Origin of the sequence: Streptomyces sp. NPDC048275, from assembly GCF_040652275.1 — a bacterium.
In the GTDB taxonomy this organism is placed as follows: domain Bacteria; phylum Actinomycetota; class Actinomycetes; order Streptomycetales; family Streptomycetaceae; genus Streptomyces.
This window is the reverse complement of record NZ_JBEZLR010000140.1, coordinates 1-21,694: the sequence shown is the minus strand read 5'-3', so window position 1 is coordinate 21,694 and position 21,694 is coordinate 1. Positions and strand designations below refer to the sequence as shown.

17 protein-coding genes and 1 pseudogene are annotated in these 21,694 nt (G+C 70.0%); 10 read left to right on the top strand and 8 right to left on the bottom strand.

The annotated features are described in order from the left end of the window. Positions 1 to 133: 133 nt before the first annotated feature. The 4 genes from AB0D57_RS43845 to AB0D57_RS43830 are packed head-to-tail and all read left to right on the top strand — an operon-like array spanning position 134 to position 5,068. A complete protein-coding gene (locus AB0D57_RS43845) occupies positions 134 to 1,093 on the top strand; it encodes an ABC transporter permease (RefSeq protein WP_362087565.1) in 960 nt (319 codons plus the stop codon). Further along, positions 1,093 to 3,072, top strand: a complete 1,980-nt coding sequence (locus AB0D57_RS43840; protein ID WP_362087562.1) for a dipeptide/oligopeptide/nickel ABC transporter permease/ATP-binding protein — start codon at positions 1,093 to 1,095, stop codon at positions 3,070 to 3,072. The genes AB0D57_RS43845 and AB0D57_RS43840 overlap by 1 nt, the downstream gene beginning before the upstream one ends. Next, positions 3,069 to 4,139 (top strand): ABC transporter ATP-binding protein, encoded by a 1,071-nt coding sequence (locus AB0D57_RS43835; RefSeq protein WP_362087559.1) that lies wholly within the window; start codon positions 3,069 to 3,071, stop codon positions 4,137 to 4,139. Before AB0D57_RS43840 ends, AB0D57_RS43835 begins: the two co-directional genes overlap by 4 nt. Beyond that, positions 4,136 to 5,068: a dihydrodipicolinate synthase family protein gene (locus tag AB0D57_RS43830; RefSeq protein ID WP_362087556.1), complete on the top strand. Its 933-nt coding sequence runs from the start codon at positions 4,136 to 4,138 to the stop codon at positions 5,066 to 5,068. The genes AB0D57_RS43835 and AB0D57_RS43830 overlap by 4 nt, the downstream gene beginning before the upstream one ends. 174 nt (positions 5,069 to 5,242) lie before the next feature. Here the strand turns inward: AB0D57_RS43830 and AB0D57_RS43825 are convergent, their stop codons facing one another. Continuing rightward, on the bottom strand, positions 5,243 to 6,457 hold the full coding sequence (locus tag AB0D57_RS43825) for a transposase (RefSeq protein WP_362087553.1): 1,215 nt from the start codon (positions 6,455 to 6,457) through the stop codon (positions 5,243 to 5,245). A 50-nt stretch (positions 6,458 to 6,507) separates the two neighbouring features. Here AB0D57_RS43825 and tnpA point away from each other — a divergent pair. Then, positions 6,508 to 6,931: pseudogene (tnpA, locus tag AB0D57_RS43820) on the top strand (IS200/IS605 family transposase). Between the two features lie 258 nt (positions 6,932 to 7,189). Here tnpA and AB0D57_RS43815 read toward each other — a convergent pair. From AB0D57_RS43815 to leuA, 7 genes are all read right to left on the bottom strand, one after another. Next, on the bottom strand, positions 7,190 to 7,867 hold the full coding sequence (locus tag AB0D57_RS43815) for an HD domain-containing protein (protein WP_362087550.1): 678 nt from the start codon (positions 7,865 to 7,867) through the stop codon (positions 7,190 to 7,192). A gap of 255 nt (positions 7,868 to 8,122) precedes the next feature. Then, positions 8,123 to 9,328, bottom strand: a complete 1,206-nt coding sequence (locus AB0D57_RS43810; RefSeq protein WP_362087547.1) for a sialidase family protein — start codon at positions 9,326 to 9,328, stop codon at positions 8,123 to 8,125. 47 nt (positions 9,329 to 9,375) lie between these two features. Next, a complete protein-coding gene (locus AB0D57_RS43805) occupies positions 9,376 to 10,041 on the bottom strand; it encodes a response regulator transcription factor (RefSeq protein WP_362087544.1) in 666 nt (221 codons plus the stop codon). Further along, on the bottom strand, positions 10,038 to 11,261 hold the full coding sequence (locus AB0D57_RS43800) for a histidine kinase (protein ID WP_362087541.1): 1,224 nt from the start codon (positions 11,259 to 11,261) through the stop codon (positions 10,038 to 10,040). Before AB0D57_RS43800 ends, AB0D57_RS43805 begins: the two co-directional genes overlap by 4 nt. 68 nt (positions 11,262 to 11,329) lie before the next feature. Continuing rightward, positions 11,330 to 13,405 (bottom strand): MMPL family transporter, encoded by a 2,076-nt coding sequence (locus AB0D57_RS43795; RefSeq protein WP_362087538.1) that lies wholly within the window; start codon positions 13,403 to 13,405, stop codon positions 11,330 to 11,332. A 195-nt stretch (positions 13,406 to 13,600) separates the two neighbouring features. Next, positions 13,601 to 14,296 carry a TerB family tellurite resistance protein gene (locus AB0D57_RS43790; protein WP_362087534.1) on the bottom strand — a complete coding sequence of 232 codons (696 nt, stop codon included), beginning with the start codon at positions 14,294 to 14,296 and terminating at the stop codon, positions 13,601 to 13,603. Between the two features lie 186 nt (positions 14,297 to 14,482). Beyond that, positions 14,483 to 16,213: a 2-isopropylmalate synthase gene (gene leuA, locus AB0D57_RS43785; protein WP_362087531.1), complete on the bottom strand. Its 1,731-nt coding sequence runs from the start codon at positions 16,211 to 16,213 to the stop codon at positions 14,483 to 14,485. Between the two features lie 330 nt (positions 16,214 to 16,543). On the opposite strand from leuA, the gene AB0D57_RS43780 reads away from it, so the two are divergent. The 5 genes from AB0D57_RS43780 (at position 16,544) to AB0D57_RS43760 (ending at position 21,536) form a co-directional block, all read left to right on the top strand. After that, positions 16,544 to 17,614 carry a M4 family metallopeptidase gene (locus AB0D57_RS43780; protein WP_362087528.1) on the top strand — a complete coding sequence of 357 codons (1,071 nt, stop codon included), beginning with the start codon at positions 16,544 to 16,546 and terminating at the stop codon, positions 17,612 to 17,614. 32 nt (positions 17,615 to 17,646) lie between these two features. Then, positions 17,647 to 17,913, top strand: coding sequence for a protealysin inhibitor emfourin (locus tag AB0D57_RS43775; RefSeq protein ID WP_362087525.1), 267 nt, complete (start codon positions 17,647 to 17,649; stop codon positions 17,911 to 17,913). 181 nt (positions 17,914 to 18,094) lie between these two features. Continuing rightward, complete coding sequence (locus AB0D57_RS43770) at positions 18,095 to 19,411, top strand: GH1 family beta-glucosidase (protein WP_362087522.1); 1,317 nt, start codon at positions 18,095 to 18,097, stop codon at positions 19,409 to 19,411. Further along, positions 19,408 to 20,670, top strand: a complete 1,263-nt coding sequence (locus AB0D57_RS43765; RefSeq protein WP_362087519.1) for an MFS transporter — start codon at positions 19,408 to 19,410, stop codon at positions 20,668 to 20,670. The genes AB0D57_RS43770 and AB0D57_RS43765 overlap by 4 nt, the downstream gene beginning before the upstream one ends. Positions 20,671 to 20,726: 56 nt before the next feature. After that, the gene (locus tag AB0D57_RS43760; RefSeq protein ID WP_362087516.1) at positions 20,727 to 21,536 is read left to right on the top strand and encodes a GNAT family N-acetyltransferase; all 810 of its coding nucleotides are present in this window, start codon (positions 20,727 to 20,729) and stop codon (positions 21,534 to 21,536) included. Positions 21,537 to 21,694 lie beyond the last annotated feature (158 nt).

The window sequence follows — 21,694 nt, the reverse complement described above, 5'->3', positions numbered from 1 at the left end:
GCGGCTGCAAGGCGGAGGAGGGAGTGATGGCGGAGCCATCGCGACCGACGACAACGCGGCAGATGTGCGTGCCGGACCCCGCGACGCCGCCCTCCAATTGCCGGTCGGTCTCAAGCGACAGGGGAGTTCGTACGTGGTCGCCATCGCCAGGATCCTGCTGCGCCGCGTCGCGCTGCTCGTGCCGCTGATGCTCGGGATCGTCCTGTTCGTGTTCCTCGTGATGCGGTTCTCCGACGTCGATCCGGCGTCGGCGTTCTTCCAGGGAGCCAATCCCACGCCGCGGCAACTGCACGACTTCCGGGAGCAGAACGGCCTGCTCGACCCCTTCCCCGTCCGCTACGTCGGCTTCGTGGGCGATCTGCTCCACGGCGACCTGGGCACCAGCACACTGACCAGGGCGCCGGTGATCGAGCAGGTCGGCACCGCGCTGCCGCTGACCCTCCAGCTCACCTTCCTGGGGCTGGGCATCGCGGTGGTGCTCTCGCTGCTCGGCGGGGTCACCGCCGCGATCCACCGCGACCGGCTGCCCGACCAGATCATCCGGGTCGTCTCGCTCGTGGGAGTGGCGGCGCCGGGCTTCTGGCTGGCGCTGCTGATGATCCAGTACCTGGCCGTCGAGAAGGGCTGGTTCCCGACCGGCGGCTACATCAACCCGGCCGACTCGCTGAGCGGCTGGCTGAAGACCATGGCCCTGCCCGCGCTCGCGCTCTCCCTGCCGGTCGCCGCGCAGCTCACCCGGATCGTGCGGACCTCCGTGGTGGAGGAGCTGGACAAGGACTACGTACGGACGGCGATCGGCAGCGGTCTGCCGCCCCGCGTGGTCGTCGGCCGCAACGTCCTGCGCAACGCCCTGATGAACCCGCTCACCGTGCTGGGTCTGCGCGTGGGCTATCTGCTCGGCGGCGCGGTCGTCATCGAGACGATCTTCTCCCTGCCGGGCATGGGGAAGCTGATGATCGACGCCGTGAAGAACGGCGACCCGGCGGTCGTGCAGGGCCTCGTCCTGACCACGGCCACCGGTTTCGTGGTCGTGAACCTCGTCATCGACCTCCTGTATCTGCTGGTCAACCCACGACTGAGGGATGCGACCTGATGTTCACCCGCAAGCGCCTCACCGAGGCCCTCTCCCGGCCCGCCGTCCGGTTGCGGGGATGGCGCCGGCTGCCGCCGCTGTCGAAGGTCGCGGTCTGCTTCCTGGCCGTCGTCGTGCTGGTGGCGCTGTTCGCGCCGCTGCTCGCCCCGCACGACCCGCTCGCCCAGCAGCCGCCGGTGGACGGCACCGGACATCCGTCGGCCGGGCACTGGATGGGGCAGGACAGCCTCGGCCGGGACATCCTCGGCCGCCTGATGTACGGCGCCCGCTGGTCCCTCGCGATCGGGCTCGGAGCCACCGCGCTCGCCCTTGTCGTCGGGGCGCTCCTCGGCGCCGTCGCGGCCACCTCCCGCAAGGCGGTCGACGAGACGCTGATGCGCTGCCTGGACATGGTGATGGCGTTCCCGGGCATCGCGCTCGCCGCTGTCCTGGTCGCCGTCTTCGGCGGCGGCATCACCGTGCTGATCTGCGCGATCGCCTTCCTGTTCACCCCGCCGGTCGCCAGGGTCGTACGGGCGAACGTCCTCGACCAGTACGGCGAGGACTATGTGACCGCCGAGCACGTCATCGGCGCCCGCACCCCGCACATCGTCATCAAGCACGTGGCGGTCAACTGCGCCGCCCCCGTGCTGGTGTTCTGCACCGTGCAGGTCGCGGAGGCCATCGTCTTCGAGGCGTCGCTGTCCTTCATCGGCGCGGGTGTGCGGCCCCCGGACCCGTCCTGGGGCAGCGTCATCGCGGACGGCAAGAACATGGTGCTGACGGGCGGCTGGTGGGCCACGGTCTTCCCGGGGCTGCTGATGCTGATCACCGTACTGTCGCTGAACATCCTCTCCGAGGGCGTCTCGGACGCGTGGGCCGCACCGGCGGCACGGGACGTGTCCGCGCCCGCTGCCGAGGAGGACCGACTGGAGGCCCCCGAGCCCGGCGACGGAAGGGTCCTGGAACTGCCGGGGCTGACGGAGGCGGCCGCGCGGCTGCGGACACGGGCCCGCCCGCTCCCGTCGTCCGCGCAGCCCGTCCTCGCCGTCGAGAACCTGGCCATCGGCTTCGACGCCCGCCATGCGGGGGTGGACATCGTCGACGGCATCAGCTTCGAGGTGCAGCCGGGTGAGGTCCTCGGCCTGGTCGGCGAGTCCGGCTGCGGCAAGTCGCTGACGGCGCTGACGGTGATGGGCCTGGAGCCGAAGGGAGCGCGGGTCCGCGGCCATGTCCGTTTCCACCAGCGGCAGCTGGTCGGCGAGCCGATGCGGGTACGACGCCGTCTGCTGGGCCACGAGATGGCGATGATCTACCAGGACGCGCTGTCGTCCCTGAACCCGGCGATGACGATCAGGGCGCAGCTGGAGCAACTCGTCCGCCGGGGCGGCACGCGCACCGCCACCGAGTTGCTGGAACTGGTCGGCCTCGACCCCGGACGCACCCTGCGCAGCTACCCCCACGAGCTGTCCGGCGGCCAGCGCCAGCGCGTCCTGATCGCGATGGCCCTGTCCCGGAGCCCCAGACTGATCATCGCCGACGAACCGACCACGGCCCTCGACGTGACCGTCCAGGCGCAGGTCATGGAGCTGCTGCTCCGGCTGCGCGAGGAGCTGGACTTCGCGCTGATCCTCGTCTCGCACGACCTGGCGCTGGTCTCGGCGGTCACCGACCGGGTGGTCGTCATGTACGGCGGGCAGATCGTCGAGACCGGGGTGACGGCCGACCTGGTGGGGGCTCCGGCCCACCACTACACGCGCGGGCTGCTGGGCAGCGTGCTCTCGCTGGAGTCGGCGGCCGAGCGGATGACCCAGATCAGGGGCGTCGTGCCCTCCCCGGCCGACTTCCCGGCCGGCTGCCGGTTCGCCGACCGCTGCCCGAGGGCGAGCGAGGTGTGCCGTACGACGACGCCGGACCTGGTGGGGACACGTACGCACACGGTGGCCTGCCACCACCCCGCGATCGACCTGGTGACCACGGAGAGCGAGGCCGTCACATGACCGCACTGGTGGCGTTGTCCGATGCGCACGTCGTCCACAAGGCCCGCAGCGGCGGCCTGTTCACCCGGGACAAGGTGTACGCGCTCACCGGCGCCGACCTCACCGTCGCGCCCGGCGAGACGGTCGGCGTGGTCGGCGAGTCGGGGTGCGGGAAGTCGACGCTGGCGAAGGTGCTGGTGGGCGTGGAGCGGCCGACGTCCGGCACGGTGTCGTTCGGCGGCCGCGATCTGTGGTCCATGACACCGGCCGAGCGCCGCACGGCGGTGGGCGGCAGCACGGGCATGATCTTCCAGGACCCGTCGACCGCGCTGAACCGCAGGCTGCCCGTACGACAGATCCTGCGGGACCCCCTGGACGTGCACCGGCGCGGCACCCCGTCCGAACGAGCCGACCGGGTCCGGGAGCTGATGGCCCTCGTGGGCCTGCCCCGCGCTCTGGCGGACGCCCTGCCCGGCCAGTTGTCCGGCGGCCAGCGCCAGCGAGTGGCGATCGCGCGGGCGCTCGCCCTCGACCCCGGCCTCGTCGTGGCCGACGAGCCGACGAGCGCGCTGGATGTGTCGGTCCGCGCCCAGATCCTGAACCTGCTGCTGGACCTGAAGGAGCGCCTCGGCCTGGCTCTGGTGTTCGTCTCGCACGACATCCAGACGGTACGGCGGATGAGCGACCGGGTGATCACCATGTACCTCGGGCGGATCGTGGAGGAGTCACCGGCCGACCAGGTCACGGAGCGCTCCCGGCACCCGTACACCCGGGCGCTGTTCTCCGCGACCCCCGGCCTCCTCGATCCTGTCGACCCGATCCCGCTGGTCGGTCCCGTCCCGTCGGCGACCCGGCCGCCGAGCGGCTGCCCGTTTCGTACCCGGTGCTGGAAGGCGGACGAGGTGTGCGGGGGAGCGATGCCCGAGTTCACGGCCGCGTTGCGGCCCGGTCACCGCTATCGGTGCCACCATCCTGTGGAGGAGGGCCGGTCGACGCGCACGCTGGTGGCGGAGGCCGAGTCCGCCGCCGCTCCGGCCGCCGCCGTGGCCGAGGTCCTGTCCCCGCAGCACATCCGGGAGCCTTCATGACGATCCCCGCCCCGCTGACCGGTGTCGTTCCGCCCGTCTGTACGCCCCTGACACCGGACCGCGAGGTGGATGTCCCGTCGCTGATCAGGCTGGTGGACCACTTGGTGGCGGGCGGTGTCGACGGCCTGTTCGTGCTGGGCTCGTCCTCGGAGGCGGCGTATCTGACAGACGCCCACCGGCGGCTGGTCGTGTCCACGGTGGTGGACCACGTGGGCGGTCAGCTCCCCGTCCTGGCCGGGGCGATCGACATGACGACGCCGCGCGTACTGGACCATGTCGCGCAGGTGACGGCGGCGGACGCGGACGCGGTCGTGGTGACCGCGCCCTTCTACACCAGTACCCATCCGGCGGAGATCGCCCGCCACTTCCGCCTGATCGCCGCCCGTTCCTCCGTGCCCGTCTTCGCCTACGACCTGCCGGCGTCCGTCCACACCAAGCTCGACGCGCACCTGCTCCTGGAGCTCGCCGCCGACGGTGTGCTGGCCGGCCTCAAGGACTCCAGCGGTGATCTGGCCGGCTTCCGCGCGGTCGTGACGGGCGCGCGGACACACACCGGCATCACCGGCTTCAGCGTCCTCACCGGCTCCGAACTCGTCGTCGACTCGGCGCTCGCCCTGGGCGCGGACGGTGCCGTGCCCGGTCTCGCGAACGTCGACCCGCAGGGTTACGTCCACCTCGACCGGCTCTGCCGGGAGGGCGACTGGGAACGGGGGCGGGCCGCACAGGAGCGGCTGTGCGCACTGTTCGGGATGGTCAAGGTCGGCGGGGCCCGCATGGGTGGCAGCTCATCGGCGCTCGGCGCGTTCAAGGCCGCGCTGTACCTGCGGGGCGTGATCTCCTGTCCGGTCACCGCGGAGCCGCAGGTGCCGTTGTCGGAGGGGGAGATGGAGCGGGTGGGGAAGTATCTGGCCGCGGCGGGGCTGCTGTAGTACCAGCGGGACTGGTCTATTACGACTACGACTTCCGGGAAGCTGCCGCTGCTGAGCGCCCGCGTCCTCGAGGAGGACGTCGCTGTGGCGCTCGCTCGCCGCTCGCTCTCTCGACTCCGACTCGGCGTCCTTCCCTTCGTGACTCCTCCACCCCGTAAACGGGGTGGCTTCTCGCTATGCCTGGTTGGCGTTGCGACGGACCAGCCCGGCCCGTAGAACATTGGTCGCTCCGACCTCGTCGGCGTGTGCCCGGTGGCCGCACGAGACGCAGTGGAACTTCTCTTGTGTGGGCCGGTTCCCCTTCGCGGTGTGCCCGCATTCGGGGCACTCGCGGGAGGTGTTGCGGGGGTTCACGGCGATCACTTCCCGTCCGGCGCTCTCAGCCTTGGCGTGCAGGATCGTCAGGAACACCCCCCATCCGGCGTCAGCTATCGAGCGGTTCAGCCCGGTCTTGGCGGCGGCCCCGTTGGGCAGAAACGCGCCCGGCTTCTCAGGATCGGGCTTGGGTGCGGGGGTCTTGCTCATGTTGCGGATCTTGAGGTCTTCGTGCGCGATGAAGTCGTGCTCACGCACGAGACCGAGCGCGGTCTTGTGTGCGTGGTCGAGGCGTTGACGGCGCACCTTGCCGTGCAGGGCCGCGACGCGTTCCACGGCCCGCTGGTGGTTCTTGGTGCGGTTCTTTGCCTTGCAGCGCGGGTACCGGCTCAGCGCCTGCTGTGCCGCTTCGAGCTTCACGGCCACCTTGCGGGCGTGGCGGGGATTGGCGACGTGCTCACCGTTGGAGGTGGTGAGGAACGAGGCGATGCCGAGGTCGATACCGACCATGCTGCCCGTTGGCGGGAGCGGTTCAGGCTGGGGCTGCTCGGCGGTGAGGACGACGTACCACTTGCGGCCCTCGCGCTTGACACTGACGGTCTTGACCTTGCCGACCACCGGGCGGTGCTGGTTGACCTTGACGTGCCCGACGCCTTGGAGGCGGACGCGGGTGACGGGGTCGTGCGGGGTGGAGTCCCATCGGCAGCCGTCCCCGTCCTTGGGAAAGTCGACCGTGTCGAACCAGTTCACACCCCGGAAACGGGGGTGGCCCGGCTTCTCTCCGGCCTTCACACGCCGGAAGAACGCGGCGAACGCCTTGTCGAGACGACGCAACGTCGCCTGCTGGCTGGAGAAGGACCAGCGCCCCTGACGTTCCGGGTCGAACGCCCGGATGTCTTTCAACTGGGAGGACTGCTGCCCGTACTTGATGCTTGTCTTTGAGACATGCCGGTAAGCGTTCCGGCGTTCCTGCAAGGCCCCGTTGTACAACGAGCAGTGATCGCGCAGCATCTCGCCGAGCGCGATCGTCTGGCCCACGGTGGGCCGCATGAGGAACTTGTACGCACGGATCATCTCGGCCCACCCCCTCCCGGTCGAGTTCGTTGATCCTACTACGCTGGCGTATATCACCACGTTGGGAACCAAATAACGATATCCGCCGGGGCCGTCACGTCGTCTACAACCTTCACGTCCACTTGGTTTTCGTGACCAAGTACCGCCGGGGGGTCTTCAACGACGAGATGCTGACGAGATGCGAGGAGATGCGAGGAGATCACGCGGAACGTCTGCACGGACTCCGGCGCCGACCTGATCGAGTTCAACGGCGAAGAAGACCACGTACACCTTCTTGTGCACTATCCGCCGAAAGTCGCTCTGTCCTCCCTGGTCAACTCACTCAAGGGGGTGTCGTCGCGCTACCTGCGGCAGGAGTTCACCGGCCGCGTCAATCGCTTCATCATGCACGGCCGGTTCTGGTCCGGCTCCTACTTCGCCGGGTCCTGCGGCGGGGCTCCGCTGAGCATCGTCAAGCAGTACATCGAGCAGTAGAAACGTCCGTCGTAGGCTGCGGGTCAGAGCAGTCCTGAGATCGGATTCCCTCCCCGCCCAAAGGCGGGGATTCCCTCCGAAGAGAGGGATGGGGGCGAACAATCCCGCCGCCAGTCCGAGAACCGCGGTGACGGTGGGCAGGATCGCGTTCAGCATGGCCACTCCCCCGCGTCATGTCGCTGTTCCGTTGTGCCGCTGTGTTGTTGTGTCGCCGTGTTGTTGTGCCGCCGTGTTGTTGTGCCGTGTGCCGCTTTGTTGTCATGCCGCCTTGAGCAGACCGCGCTCAATCGCCTTGTCGATCGCCTCGTATGCCATGCGGGCCAGCGCCGGGATCGTTTCGCGCACACCGTCCACACGGCGCCGTACGGCGGCGGCGTCGACGCCATGCCGCCGCCACGAGGACTGCTCCCCGGCAGTGAGGTTCATGAAGATCGGCAGCAGCACGTCAAGAGCCATGACGTACCGCCCTTCCGCGGTCTGGGTGAATTCGTACTCCCGCCAGTCCCGCTCCAGCGACTCCCGCTCGGGGCGCGGCAGGCTCGACAGCAGCACCCCGATGGCGCGCTCCTCCCGGCTTCTACGGCTCGACGCCTGCGGCCCGTAGACAAAGGTGTCCCCCTCGACCACCTCGACAATGTCGTGCACCACCGCGAGTCCCACGCACTGCACGGTGTCGATCGACTCCGCGGCATAGCGCGAGAAAAGTAAGCACGCGAAGGCGACATGCCATGAATGCTCGGCCGTATTCTCCCTGCGTGAACCGTTGGACACAGGGTTCTGGCGCTGCACGTGTTTCAACTCGTCCATGCGGCCCAAGAAATCGAGAAGCTGCGGGAGATCCGCGTCCCGGTCAGGTATCCCCGGCTCATCCGGCTCATTGAATTCTTCGATCATCAGCGAGAAGGAGAGAGTCCCCACAGCTTCAGCCCATGTCATGATCTACCTCCGGGTGTGAGATCGCGACACTCAGATTAGCAGGCCCCGTGGCCGAGTTGAGTGGTTTTCGACTGGTTGGATACAGCTCCTCACCTGGCTTTTCGAGCATACGGATCTCCCGGAGCGGGAGCACTCCGACCACTGAAAATGATCGAATGAGTACACCGAGGTCCGGACATCACCCTCTCTCGTACCCAAACCCTTGGATTTTGAAGCATTGAATCATGCCGAAAGTCAGTTCCCCGAGAATATGACTCAATTGAGTTCGTCGATGCGGAGTCGCCTGAACTCGATTGTTTCGTACGCCCCCGCCACACCCGTCTCATAGAGAATCCCGACCCGGCCGGTGTCGAGCGGCACCAGATCGGAGTACGCGGCCCGCCGCGCGGAAAGCGTCATCGCCTTCACGAAGGTCGCGCCGTGGTCCGTACTGCGCCAGATCGCCATCGACTGGCGAACGGTGGGGACGGAGGGGCCGGAGAAGAGGAGGGGTGCGTCCGGGCCGGGGAGCTGGAGGACGCTGCCCTGCACCACCGGGACGTCGTCCAGGGCCGGCTGGACCGCGTAGGGGCGGTCCAGCGTCCGGCCGCCGTCGTTGGAGTACGCGTCCAGCCGGTTGCCACCGCTCGCGCCCTTCTCGTCACGTGCGTTGAAGTACAGCCGCCCGTCCGGGAGTTCGGCCGCGCTGTTCTCGTTGGCGTTGTCGAGACCGTCGTAGGAGTCGTCCACGAAGCCCAGGCTCCAGGTCCAGCCGCCGTCGTCGCTGTAGAGCGCGTGGGCGCCGTAGTACTTGGCCTCCCGCCCGGTGTCGGTGGAGCCCTCGGGCGGGGCGGAGGAGTGGTTGGCGGGGACCACCAGGCGACCGGCGTGCGGGCCGCCGCCGAGGACGACCGCGTGGCCCGGCCCGGTCGCGTACCAGCGCCAGTCCGGCGGCTTGACCTCGTCCGTGATGTCACGGGGAAGGGAGAAGTGCCCGCCGTCGTCGAAGCTCATCTGGACGAAGACGCGGCGGCCCTGCTCCGGCGTGACCTCGCCCCGCATGATCTGCGCCTCGGTCACGGCACCGCTGTTGTACGACGTGAGCAGGACCACGCGGCCGGTCCGGGGGTCCACCACCGGCGCCGGGTTGCCCCGGGTGTGCCCGTCCCCGGCCACGACGACCCGCAGCGGATCCCAGGTGCAGCCGCCGTCGAAGGAGCGTCTGAGGACGACGTCGATGTCTCCCGTGTCGGCGGCGCCGTCGTGCCTGCCCTCGGCGAAGGCGAGCAGCGCGCCGGTGCCGGTGGCGACCGCGGCCGGGATACGGAACGTGTCATAGCCGTCCTGGCCCGCGATGTACGGCACGGAGGAGGCGCAGTCACGCAAGGCGGGTGATGCCTTGCCGGCTACCGCGAGCGTGGCGAGGAGCCCGGCGGTGGCTGCGGCGACAAGGGTGCGGCTCAGGGCGTTTCTCACTCTCACCGGTGCGACAAAAGGACTGACGACAAGGAGAACTGACGGTACGTAGGTCACACCTTACCGGGAGTGACCAGCCCTGACTCGTACGCCACGATCACCAACTGGGCCCGGTCGCGGGCACCGAGCTTGCCGATGATGCGGCTGACGTGGGTCTTCGCCGTGAGCGGGCTCAGGCCCAGTGCGCCGGCTATCTCGGTGTTGTTGAGTCCGCGCGCGACCAGCGTCAGCACCTCGCGCTCACGGTCGGACAGCCCGTCGGGGCCGCCCGCGGCGGGCGGCCCCGACGGGCTGCGCAGGAAACGGGCGATCAGCCGGGCGGTCGGACCCGGTGAGAGCAGGGCCTCCCCCGCGGCCACCGTTCGGATGGCGTCGAGGAGTTCGGCGGGCCTCGTGTCCTTCACCAGGAAGCCGGAGGCGCCCGCGCGCAGCGCCTCCACGATGTACTCGTCGGTGTCGTACGTGGTGAGGACCAGGACCCTGACCCCGGCCAGGTTCTCGTCGGTCGCGATGAGCCGGGTCGCCTCGATACCGTCCAGGTCGGGCATGCGGATGTCCATGACGATCAGGTCGGGCCGCACGCCGCGCGCCAGCTCCACGGCCTCCCGCCCGGTGGCGGCCTGCCCGACGACCTCCATGTCCCGCGCCGATTCGACGAGCATCGCGAACGCGGCCCGCACGAGGGTCTGGTCGTCGGCGAGAAGTACGCGGACGGTCATCGGACCTCGCCTCCCAGTGGCAGCAGCGCCGACACGCCGAAGCCCCCACTCTCCCGCACCCCTGCCTCCAGCGTCCCGCCCACACTGCGAGCCCGCTCCCGCATCCCCACGAGCCCGAACCCCGGTGTGCCGCCCGCGTCACCGACTCCGTCGTCCGTGACCGTCACCCGCAGCGCCCAGCCCTCCACGCGCAGGTCCACGCTCACCGTCACGTCGGGGCCCGCGTGCCGTACCGCGTTGGTGAGCGCCTCCTGGACGATCCGGTAGGCGGCGGCGCCCACGGCCGACGGTATGCCGCCCGCGTCCACCTCGACCTGGGTCGCCACCTTGGTGCCCGCGGTCCGTGCCGCGGCCACCAGGTCCGGCACCCCGTCGAGCCCGGGCAGCGGCCCGCGCCCGTCCGAGCCGTACTCCGAAGCGCGCAGCACCTTCAGCGTGGTGCGCAGTTCACCGCGCGCGGTGCGGCAGGTCCCGGAGATGTCGTCGAGGGCCCGGGCGACCGCCTCGCGATCGAGGCGGTCGGGGTCGGCGGCCAGGACGTGCGCGGCGACGGACGACTGGACGCCGATGAGCGTGATGCTGTGGGCGAGCAGATCGTGCAGGTCGCGCGCTATGCGCAGGCGTTCCTCGGCGACCCGGCGGCGTGCCTCCTCCTCGCGGGTGCGTTCGGCGCGTTCGACGCGTTCGACGATCGAGGCGACGTACTGGCGGTAGAAGCGGACGTCGACGCCGAAGAAGAGCACGGCGATGACCCAGCCGGAGATCTGCAGCAGTTCGACGGCCTGGTGGGTGTTGACGCTGAGCATCACGCTCACGGAGATGCCGAGGACAGTGATGCCCGCCAACAGGGTGCGTAACGGGCGGCCGGTGACGGCGAGCGTGTAGAGCGCGACGTACGAGGCGGGGGTCGGCGCGCCGGGGTTGTTGTCGAGGCCGTGGTAGGGCACGACCATCGCCACCAACAGGGCCAGCACGAGCGGCGGGTGGCGCCGTCGCCACACCAGCGGCACATGGCAGGAGAGCAGCAGCGCCCAGCCCAGTGCGTCGGGACGGCGGCCCTGGTCGGTGAACAGGGCGATGGCCGTGCCGATGGCGGCGACGGTCACCGCCAGCAGCGCGTCGTTGCGGGTGGCGTGCGGGGCGGTTCGGGGATCGCGGTTGATCGCCGCCATGATCCGCTCGCTGCGGCGGGGCCGCGCCGCCGTGGTGGTTGCCTGCACGGGCTCATCCTCCGTCAGCGGGCGCCCCTCCGACAGGGAGAGGCGCCCAGTGGCTCATGCCTCATGGCTCATACGGGTTCGGGCTGACGGGCCCGCGGCACCGGTTCGGGCTCCCGCGACAACCGCCCCGGCCACCAGACTTTCCGCCCCAACGCGACACTCGCGCTGGTCACCAGGTACGTCCGGACGAGGAACGTGTCGAGCAGCACCCCCACCGCGATCACGAACCCCAGCTGGACCAGTTGTACGAGCCCCATGTTCGTCAGCACCGCGAAGGTCGCGGCGAGGACGAGTCCCGCGGAGGCGATCACACCGCCCGTGGTCCGCAGCGCGGTCAGCGCCGCGACGGCGGGCTCGGCACCGGACAGGGACTCCTCCCGCATCCGGTGCATGAGGAAGATCCCGTAGTCCACGCCGAGGGCGACGAGGAAGACGAACGACAGCAGCCCGAGCCCCGGATCGGTCCCCTCGAACCCGAACAGCGGCCCGAAGACCAGTCCGCCGATCCCGAGCGTCGCGCCCCACACCGCGATCACGGCGGCGACGAGCAGCAACGGGGCGATCAGACTGCGCAGCAGCACGATCAGAATCAGCAGCACGGACACGACGACGATGGGTACGACGATGAGCTGGTCCCGGGCGTTCGTGTCCTTCAGGTCGATCTGCTCGGCGCTCGGGCCGCCGACGTATGAGCCCGCGAGGTCGTCCCGCAGGGATGTGATGGTGGCGGTCTCGGCCGCCGACTGGGGCGCGCCCTTCGCCGTGACGAAGACCTCCGTCCAGCCGTCTGAGGTGCGCCCCCGTTCGGCGGCGACGACGCCCTGGTGGTCGCGGACCGCGGCCAGGGTGGCGTCGGCCCGGCCGGTGGGGGTGATGACGGTGATCGGCTGGGTGCCCTGCTCGGGGTAGGCGGCGGCGAGCGTCTCCATCGCGGCGACGGCCTCGGGCTTGTCGACGAAGGAGTCCTGCTGTTTGAGCGAGCCGGGCAGGTTCAGTGTGCCGAGGGCCAGCGTGCCGAGCAGTACGGCCCCGCCCGCGAGGACGACGAGCGGCCTGCGTCCGGCCGAACTCCCCATCGCCGTGAAGAGGCTGCGCCGCTGCTTGGGTTCGCTCCCGAAGGCGGGCACGAGCGGCCAGAACACCCGCCGTCCGAGCAGGACCAGTACGGCGGGCAGCAGGGTCAGCATGGCGACGAGCGCGCACAGCACTCCGAGCGCGCCCAACGGGCCCATGCCCCGGCTGCTGTTGAGGTCGGCGGCGAGCAGGCACAGCAGTCCGGCGGCGACGGTTCCGGAGGAGGCGAGTACGGCGGGCCCGCAGCCGCGCAGGGCGACCCACATGGCGTCGTACGGCCGCTCGACGCGCCGCAGTTCCTCCCGGTAGCGGGAGATGAGCAGCAGCGCGTAGTCGGTCCCGGCGCCGAAGACCAGGATCGTCATCACACCCGAGCTCTGTCCGGAGATGGTGGTGCCGAACGCCTGGTGGAGCCCGTACGCGACGCCCATCGACAGATAGTCCGCGATGCCCGCGACGGCGAGCGGCACGAGCCACAGCAGCGGGCTGCGGTAGATGAGGATCAGCAGGAGGGCGACCACGGCGACGGTGGTGTAGAGCAGTGGCCCGCCGAGGGAGTTGTAGACCTCGGAGGCGTCGGTGGCCAGTGCTCCCGGCCCGCCGACGTCGACGCTCAGCCCGTCCTCCCCCTGTGCGAGATCGCGTACGTCGTTGACGAACGCGTCCCGCTTCTCCTCGTCGGTCCCCGGCGCGGAGCTGGCCACCGGGTACATCAGTGTGGTCCCGTCCTGGGACGGCACGCCCTTCGGGGGCGCGGTGAGCGGGTTCCGCTCGGTGATCTCGGCGACCTGGCGGGCGACCGTCGTGCGGTCGGCGGCGCTCAGCCCGCCGTCGCGGTGGTAGACGAGCACCAGCTCGGTGGTCTCTCCCCCGGGCAGCTGGTCCTCGATCCTGGCGACCTGGGTGGAGTCGGCACTCGCCGGCAAGTAGTCCACCGCCCGGTCGTGCTGTACGTCCGCGAGCTTCGACGCGAACGGACCGACGACGGCCAGCACGGCCACCCAGAGCCCGAGCAGCAGCCAGGGCACGGCCTTTCGCCGCGTACGCGTGGTTGTCTTTCCGGGCCCCATGGCGGGGTCCTCCCCTCCTGGACGGACGTCTGGACACGCACCAGACTTCCGGTGCGCGGGGCCGGATTCGTCGCGCGGGAGGGCGAGTTCGGGGGTACTGCGAGGGGTGGCGGGACGGCGGGACTACTCCCCGGGGAGTATCGGGTACGAGGATCGAGTGCGAGGGTTCGAGTACGACGGTTCGAGTGGGAACCTTCAGGACGGTGTGCGCGCCGCCGCCAGCAACCGCGTCACATCGTCCGCGCAGATCGTCAGCGCCGCGCCCACGATGGCCAGGGCGTCCCGCTCGGCCGGTGTGTAGGGCCCGTCGGCCAGTGCGATGCGGGCGCCCTGGAGGAGGATCGCCTCCCGTCCCGTCGGGGCGAGGTGCGGTGCCAGCGGGTCCAGGGCCTCGTGCAGCTCTATGGCCAGGCTCGCCCCGCAGGGCTCCCCGAAGAAGCGCCCGGTGTCCGCGGCGAGGGCCTCGACGAGGGCGGCGAGCTGGTCCTCCGTGCAGTCGTCGAAGCCGGCCGAGCGCACGGCGCCGGCGGCGATCTCCAGGGACGTACGGGAGCAGGTTCCGCCCGCGGCGAGCACGGCGAGCGCGACCGTGTGGACGGCGTCGCGGAGCATCGCGGAGAAGCGGGTGGTGGTCGGGTGGTCGAGGACGTCGGCGCCGTAGTGGTGACGGCAGGCGGCGCACTCGACGACGGGGCCGGTCTCGCCGCGCGGCAGGACCGGGACACCGAGGAGTGTGAAGCGGCGGCGGCCGGTGAGCCGCTGGTAGTTGCGGTCGCCCCCGCAGCCCGGGCAGAAGAACTCGCCGTCCCCCATGGTGGTCCACGCGGTACGGGTGCCTAGGATGCGGGAAATCTGCACTGCACGACCGTTTCGTCCCCATCCTGGCAGCACGTCGCACACCTCCGTCATGCCGCGGCAACATCGCCGCGCTGGCGTGATGTTAGCCACATTGTTGAGGCATAGTCAGTACTCCGGACGAGACCCGCCCGTGACCTCCACACGCTTTGGCCGGTAAACGACGCGGCTCCGCCCGCCTCGAAAAGGCGGACGGAGCCGGAAAGAACCAGGTGGACGAGGTCAGCGGGCCGCGCGGTTGACCGCGGAGACCACGGCCTTCAGCGAAGCACGTGTCGTATTCGCGTCGATGCCGATTCCCCACAGGACCTTGTCGCCGATAGCGCACTCGATGTACGAGGCGGCCTGCGCGGAGGCGCCCTCGCTCATCGTGTGCTCCTGGTAGTCCAGGAGGCGTACGTCGATGCCGACGGACTGCAGGGCGTCGAAGAACGCGGAGATCGGACCGTTGCCGGTACCGGTCAGGACCGTGTCGGCGCCGTCCACCGAGGCCTCGACGGTGAGCGCGTCGACGCCGTCGCGGTCGGTCGTGGTCTGGCCCGTCTTGACCTGGATACGGCCCCACGCGTTCTCGGGGTTCGGCAGGTACTCGTCCCGGAAGGTCGCCCAGATGTCCTTCGGGGTGACCTCGCCGCCCTCGGCGTCCGTCTTCGCCTGGATGATCTTCGAGAACTCGATCTGCATCCGGCGCGGCAGGTCCAGCTTGTGGTCGTTCTTCAGGACGTACGCGATACCGCCCTTGCCGGACTGCGAGTTGACGCGGATGACGGCCTCGTAGGAGCGGCCGACGTCCTTCGGGTCGATCGGCAGATACGGGACGGCCCACTCGATGTCGTCGACGGTGACGCCCTTGGCGGCGGCGTCGGCCTCCATCGCGTCGAAGCCCTTCTTGATGGCGTCCTGGTGGGAGCCGGAGAAGGAGGTGTAGACGAGGTCGCCGACGTACGGGTGGCGGGCGTGGACCTCCATCTGGTTGCAGTACTCGGCGGTGCGGCGGACCTCGTCGATGTCCGAGAAGTCGATCTGCGGGTCGACGCCCTGCGAGAAGAGGTTCATGCCCAGGGTGACCAGGTCGACGTTGCCGGTGCGCTCGCCCTGGCCGAACAGGCAGCCCTCGATGCGGTCGGCGCCGGCCATCAGCGCCAGCTCGGCCGCCGCGACGGCCGTACCGCGGTCGTTGTGCGGGTGGACGGACAGGCAGACGTGCTCGCGGCGGGACAGGTTGCGACTCATCCACTCGAAGCGGTCCGCGTGCGTGGACGGGGTCGAACGCTCCACCGTGGCGGGCAGGTTGAGGATGATCTCGCGGTCCGGGCCGGGCTGCCAGACGTCCATGACGGCCTCGCAGACCTCCAGGGCGAAGTCCAGCTCGGTGTCGGTGAAGATCTCGGGGCTGTACTGGTAGCCGAACGTCGTCCGCTCGTCCAGCAGCTTCTCGGCGTACTCCATGACCAGCCGCGTGCCGTCGACGGCGATCTGCTTGATCTGGTCCTTGGAGCCGCGGAAGACGACCCGGCGGAAGACGGGGGCCGTGGCGTTGTACAGGTGGACGGTGGCGCGCTTGGCGCCGATCAGGGACTCCACCGTGCGCTCGATCAGGTCCTCGCGGGCCTGGGTCAGTACGGAGATCGTGACGTCGTCCGGGATCGCGTTCTCGTCCTCGATGATCGAGCGGACGAAGTCGAAGTCGGTCTGTCCTGAGGCGGGGAAGCCGACCTCGATCTCCTTGTAGCCCATCTTCACGAGCAGGTCGAACATCTCGCGCTTGCGGGCCGGGGACATCGGGTCGATCAGTGCCTGGTTGCCGTCCCGCAGGTCCGTCGACAGCCAGCGAGGGGCGACGGTGATCCGGTTGTCGGGCCAGGTGCGGTCGGGGATGTCGACCTGCTCGTACTGGCCGTACTTGTGGATCGGCATGGACGTGGGCTGCTGGCGGTTCTGGCTGTTCGCCATGATGCGTGGGCTCCTCAGGGTGACCGAAAGGACGGCCGACGGCGCAACGCCAGACTCCGCGGGGAGGGGGTCGGCCTCGACTTACAGGCCCTCGCCGCGGCAGCTAAGGAGAAGCAGCCCGAAACGCATGATGCTCCGCAGCCTAGCCGAGCCGTGCTCCGTGCGGGGGGCCGTATCAGTATGCGGGATCGCGAGGACAAAAAGGGAAAAGGAGAACAAAAAGTGCGCCATACCACTCCCGGCGGGATTCCAGGGCTCCCTGCCGTCGCATTTCATCAATCATGGTTGCAGGTAGTGACAGAGTGATAACTCAGTGCAAGGGTGCCGGGCATGACCACCAACGGGGGCCACGAGCCCGTCTTCTGCACCATCATCCCGCCGCATGTCCTCGACAAGCTCGCCCAGAGCGAGGACCCCGCACTCGCCGGTCCCGCCCGCCAGACCCTGGAGCGCGACGCCTACGAGCGCACCCATCGCCGCCTGACCACGGTCATCGGCGCCCCGGCCGTCGCCCCGCCGGCTCAGGCGCCCGCGGAAAAGCCGCACCGCACCATCTACGACGCCCGCCACCGCCAGGACCTGCCGGGAAAGAAGGTCCGCGGCGAGGGCGACAAGCCCGGCAAGGACGCCACCGTCAACCGTGCGTACGCCGGTCTGGGCGCGACCTTCGACCTGTATCTGAAGGCGTACGGCCGTAACTCGATCAACGGCGAGGGCCTGCCGCTCGACGCCACGGTGCACTTCGACGAGAACTACAACAACGCCTTCTGGAACGGCGAGCAGATGGTGTTCGGCGACGGCGACGGCGAGATCTTCCTCGACTTCACCATCCCCGTCGACGTCATCGGCCACGAGCTGACCCACGGCGTCACCCAGTACACGGCGAACCTCACCTACTTCGGCCAGCCCGGCGCCCTGAACGAGTCCATGTCCGACGTCTTCGGCTCGCTCATCAAGCAGTACACACTCGGCCAGACCACCGCCGAGGCCGACTGGCTGATCGGCGCCGGCCTCCTCGCCCCGCGGGTCACCGGCACCGCGCTGCGCTCCATGAAGGAACCGGGCAGCGCGTACGACGACGACGTGCTCGGCAAGGACCCTCAGCCCGGGACCATGGACGACTACGTCCGCACCGGCCGTGACAACGGCGGCGTCCACATCAACTCCGGCATCCCCAACCACGCCTTCTACCTCGTCGCCGACGCACTCGGCGGCCACGCGTGGGAGCGCGCCGGACAGATCTGGTACGACGTCCTCACCGGCGGCGAGCTGGAGTCGCAGGCGAACTTCTCCGACTTCGCCAAGCTGACGGTCGCGCAGGCGCGCGCCCGGTACGGGGAGGGCGAGGAGCTGCAGGGAGTGCTGAAGGCGTGGGAGCAGGTCGGGGTGGCGACGTCGTAGCCCTGCCCTGCGATCCGTACTAGACAGGACCCATGCGTATTCAGGTGAGGCGCACGGGCGGATTCGCGGGCATCGAGCGCCATGCCGAGGTGGACACCTCGGGGCGCCCCGATGCCCGCGAGTGGCACGCCCTGGCCGAACAGGCAACCGCCGCCGGCCGGGGCACACCCCCCATCGGCGTCCCGGACGGCTTCAGCTACGAGATCACGGTCGACGGCAAAACGGTCTACGCGGCGGACCCGAGACTGACGGAGGAACAGAGAAAGCTGATCTCGCGGGTGCTGAAAGAAGGAGCCTGAGGGGGTGCGCCCCTTTGAGAGGCGCGGGGCTGTGACCTGTGCTGCTCCGCCGCGTGGGCGCGAGCAGCCGCACCCGGCCCGCGGTCGCGAAATTCGCCGCACCGTCCCCTCCCTCACACCCCCGAAAAGCCGTAACTCCTAGTTCACACCGACCCGTTGACTTCGCTTACTGCCGGTAAGGATGATCGCGCGCATGGCGACGAACCCCCTACCGCAGTTCCCGCCCGGCTTCCTCTGGGGCGTATCCACCTCGGCCCACCAGATCGAGGGGGCCGTGGACGAACGCGACCCGTCGGTGTGGGACGCCTTCACGGCCGAGCCTGGCCGGGTGAAGGACCATTCCACCGCGGCGGTGGCCTGCGACCACTACCACCGCTACCGCGAGGACGTCGCACTCCTCGCCGACCTCGGCGTGGACGCGTACCGCTTCTCGATCTCCTGGCCCCGGGTGAACTCCCCCGGCGGCCTCGACTTCTACGACCGCCTCGTGGACGAACTGGTCGCGGCGGGCATCCGCCCCGTACCGACCCTCTTCCACTGGGATCTGCCGCTGGAGCTGGACTGGCTGGCCCGGGACACGGCGGAGCGCTTCGCCGAGTACGCCGCCACGGTCGCCGCCCGTCTAAGCGACCGTGTGAAGAAGTGGATCACCATCAACGAGCCCGCCGAACACACCCTGCTGGGCCACGCGCTCGGCGCGCACGCCCCCGGCAAACGGCTGCTGTTCGACGCGCTGCCGGTGGCCCACCACCAGCTGCTCGCGCACGGTCTGGCCGTGCGGGCGCTGCGCGCGGCCGGGGTCACGGACATCGGCATCGCCAACTCGCACGGGCCGACCTGGGCGGCGTCGCGCAAGACCGAGGACGTGGAGGCCGCCGACTTCTACGACCTCCTCCTCAACCGCCTCTTCGCCGACCCCCTGCTGCTGGGCCGGTACCCGGACGGCATCGCCGAACTGATGCCGGGCGACGTCGAGTCGGACCTGAAGATCATCTCGGAGCCACTGGACTGGTACGGCGTCAACTACTACCAGCCGACCAAGGTGGGCGCCCCCGAGGGCGCGGAGATCGAGTTCAGCGGACTCACGCTGCCCGCCGAACTTCCCTTCTCCGTAAGGGAACTGCAGGGATACCCGGTCACCGACTTCGGCTGGCCGGTGGTCCCCGAGGCGCTGACCGAGCTCCTGGTGGGCTTCCACGGGCGCTACGGGAACCGGCTCCCCCCGGTGGTCATCACCGAGAACGGCTGCTCGTACGACGGGATCGACGACCAGGAGCGGATCACGTTCCTCGACGGCCATGTGCGGGCGCTGCACCGGGCGGTGGAGCAGGGCGTCGACGTACGCGGCTACTTCGTGTGGTCCCTGCTGGACAACTTCGAGTGGGCGGAGGGGTACGCGCGCCGCTTCGGTCTGGTCCACGTCGACTACGACACGCTGGAGCGGACCCCGAAGGCGTCGTACGGCTGGCTGCGGGACGCCCTTCGGGCGCGGGGATGACGGCCACGGACCCAGTCGTCCCACCAGCGGCTCTCGCCGAGCCCGTCGAGCGGGTCGGCCGGGGCTGGACCTCGGCGCTCTCGCTCGCAAACGGGGCGATCTGGGTGGGCTGGTACGGTCCACTGCAGATCCTTCTCGCCTCCCAGGCGGAGGACTTCGCGCCCGGCACCGGCATGTCGAAGGAGACGATGCTGGCGTGGGTCACGGGCGCGGGCGCGGTCGTCTCCCTGGTCGCCAACCCGTTCTTCGGCGCGCTCTCCGACCGGACCACGGCGCGCCGAGGCCGCCGTACGCCGTGGATCGTGGCGGGGGCGGCGGGCGGCGCGCTGTCCCTGCTGCTCCTGGGGGGCGCGGGCGGCGTCTGGACCATGGCGCTCGGCTGGTGCCTGGTCCAGCTGACCCTGAACGCCGCCTTCGCCGCGATCACTGCGGCCGTTCCCGACCGGGTGCCGCGGCTCCAACGAGGGTCCGTGGGCGGCTGGTTGGGCGCGGCACAGATTCTGGGCGTGATCGGCGGGACGGGCCTTGCGACGCTGGCGGGAGGCGTGGGCGGCGGCTATGCGGCGTGCGCGGTGTTCACGCTGGTGGGGGTACTGCCGTACGTACTGCGCTACCAGGATCTGCGCCTTCCTCCGTCGGCCCGCCCGGCGTGGTCCCGGCGCTCCTTCCTCGCTTCCTTCCGGCTCAGCCCCCGTGATCATCCGGACCTGGCCTGGGCCTGGCTGACCCGCTTCCTGATCAACCTCAGCAACGCGCTGGTCCTGCTCTACCTGCTGTACTACCTGCGGGACCGGCTGCACCACGACGACCCCGAGAGCGGTGTGCTGATCCTCACCGCGGTGAACGGCGTCACGCTGCTCGCCACGGTCGTGGTCGGCGGGGTGTGGTCGGACCGGGTCGGCCGCCGCAAGCCCTTCGTGATCTGGTCGGGCGTCCTGATGGCGGTGGCCACGGCCGCCCTGGCCGGCTGGCAGACCTGGCCGGGCGCGATCGTCGCGGCGGCCGTCCTCGGCATCGGCTTCGGCGTGTTCACCTCGGTCGACTTCGCCCTGATGACGGACGTCCTGCCCAAGGCCCTGGACCGCGGCAAGGACCTCGGCGTCATCAACGTCGCCAACGCCCTCCCTCAGGTCGCCGCCCCGGCCCTGGCGGCACCGATCGTGACGTATCTGGGCGGATACCGGGTGCTGTACCTGGTGGCGGCGGTGATCGGCCTGGCGGGGGCGCTGCTGGTGCGGCGGATCAAGGGCGTGGCCTGAACACCGGGCGCTGAATTCGGATGCTCCGGCAGGGGCCGTTCGCCTTGGATGACGTCATGACCCCTGTGAACGCATCCCTCCGCGGCCTCGAGCACTACTACGACTCGGTACCTCGCGCCGCCGCACGAACCGAGGACTTCGGCCCGCTCACCCTCTTCGTACGGGAGTCCCCGGGCCACCCGTACTACGCGCGCCCCACCCTGGATCGGACGGGCCCGGCGGCCACCGCCGAGGACGTCGAACGGGTGCGGGCACGGCAGCGGGAGCTGGGGGTGCCCGAGGCCTTCGAGTGGGTGGCGGAGGTGACGCCGGACCTGCGGGCGGCCGTCGAGGCGACAGGGCTACGGGTGCACGCGCACCCCCTGATGATCCGCGCCGAGGGCACTCCACTGCCCGACCCGCACCCCGCCGTCCGCATCCTCGGCCCCGAAGACCCCTTCCTGGCCGGGGCGTTGGCCGTCCCGCACGTGGCCTTCGCGGCGCCCGGCACCGCGCTGGGCGAGGCCGGACCGGCCGAGCTGGCCGCCGCGATCACCGCCCGCGCCGCCGAGGTGCCCGGCGCCGCCGACCGTATTCGCGCGGGCCGTAACGTACTGGCCGCGGCCGTCGAGGACGGCGTCGCGCTCTGCTCCGGGATGCATCTCCCGGTCGGCCGGGTGAGCGAGATCGCGGGCGTCGGCACCCTGCCCACCGCGCGCCGCCGCGGCCTGGGTTTCGCCGTCACCGCCGCCCTCGTGGCCGACGCGCGGGCGCGGAGCGTCGACACGGTGTTCCTGTCGGCCGGTGACGACGACGTGGCCCGCATGTACGGACGGCTGGGGTTCCGGGAGGTGGCCACGGCGCTGATCGCGGAGCCGGCCGAGTAAGACCGACCGGCAAGGGGAGGGTGGGAGACGACGCCGCCCTCCCATTGCCGGTCGGTCTAAGGGCTTGCCGGGAAATAAGTCGTGGCTTCCAGCTCCGGGGATCGTTGTAGTGGTATGGGTCGACCGGAGGGGATCGAGGCCGTCCTGGCGGCGAAGTT

Coding starts and splice junctions, on each gene's coding strand:
- AB0D57_RS43780 (WP_362087528.1), top strand. CDS start 16,544: ATGACCACCAACGGGGGCCACGAGCCCGTCTTCTGCACCATCATCCCG.
- AB0D57_RS43830 (WP_362087556.1), top strand. CDS start 4,136: ATGACGATCCCCGCCCCGCTGACCGGTGTCGTTCCGCCCGTCTGTACG.
- AB0D57_RS43765 (WP_362087519.1), top strand. CDS start 19,408: ATGACGGCCACGGACCCAGTCGTCCCACCAGCGGCTCTCGCCGAGCCC.
- AB0D57_RS43840 (WP_362087562.1), top strand. CDS start 1,093: ATGTTCACCCGCAAGCGCCTCACCGAGGCCCTCTCCCGGCCCGCCGTC.
- AB0D57_RS43805 (WP_362087544.1), bottom strand. CDS start 10,041: ATGACCGTCCGCGTACTTCTCGCCGACGACCAGACCCTCGTGCGGGCC.
- AB0D57_RS43815 (WP_362087550.1), bottom strand. CDS start 7,867: ATGACATGGGCTGAAGCTGTGGGGACTCTCTCCTTCTCGCTGATGATC.
- AB0D57_RS43825 (WP_362087553.1), bottom strand. CDS start 6,457: ATGATCCGTGCGTACAAGTTCCTCATGCGGCCCACCGTGGGCCAGACG.
- leuA (WP_362087531.1), bottom strand. CDS start 16,213: ATGGCGAACAGCCAGAACCGCCAGCAGCCCACGTCCATGCCGATCCAC.
- AB0D57_RS43835 (WP_362087559.1), top strand. CDS start 3,069: ATGACCGCACTGGTGGCGTTGTCCGATGCGCACGTCGTCCACAAGGCC.
- AB0D57_RS43795 (WP_362087538.1), bottom strand. CDS start 13,405: ATGGGGCCCGGAAAGACAACCACGCGTACGCGGCGAAAGGCCGTGCCC.
- AB0D57_RS43760 (WP_362087516.1), top strand. CDS start 20,727: ATGACCCCTGTGAACGCATCCCTCCGCGGCCTCGAGCACTACTACGAC.
- AB0D57_RS43775 (WP_362087525.1), top strand. CDS start 17,647: ATGCGTATTCAGGTGAGGCGCACGGGCGGATTCGCGGGCATCGAGCGC.
- AB0D57_RS43770 (WP_362087522.1), top strand. CDS start 18,095: ATGATCGCGCGCATGGCGACGAACCCCCTACCGCAGTTCCCGCCCGGC.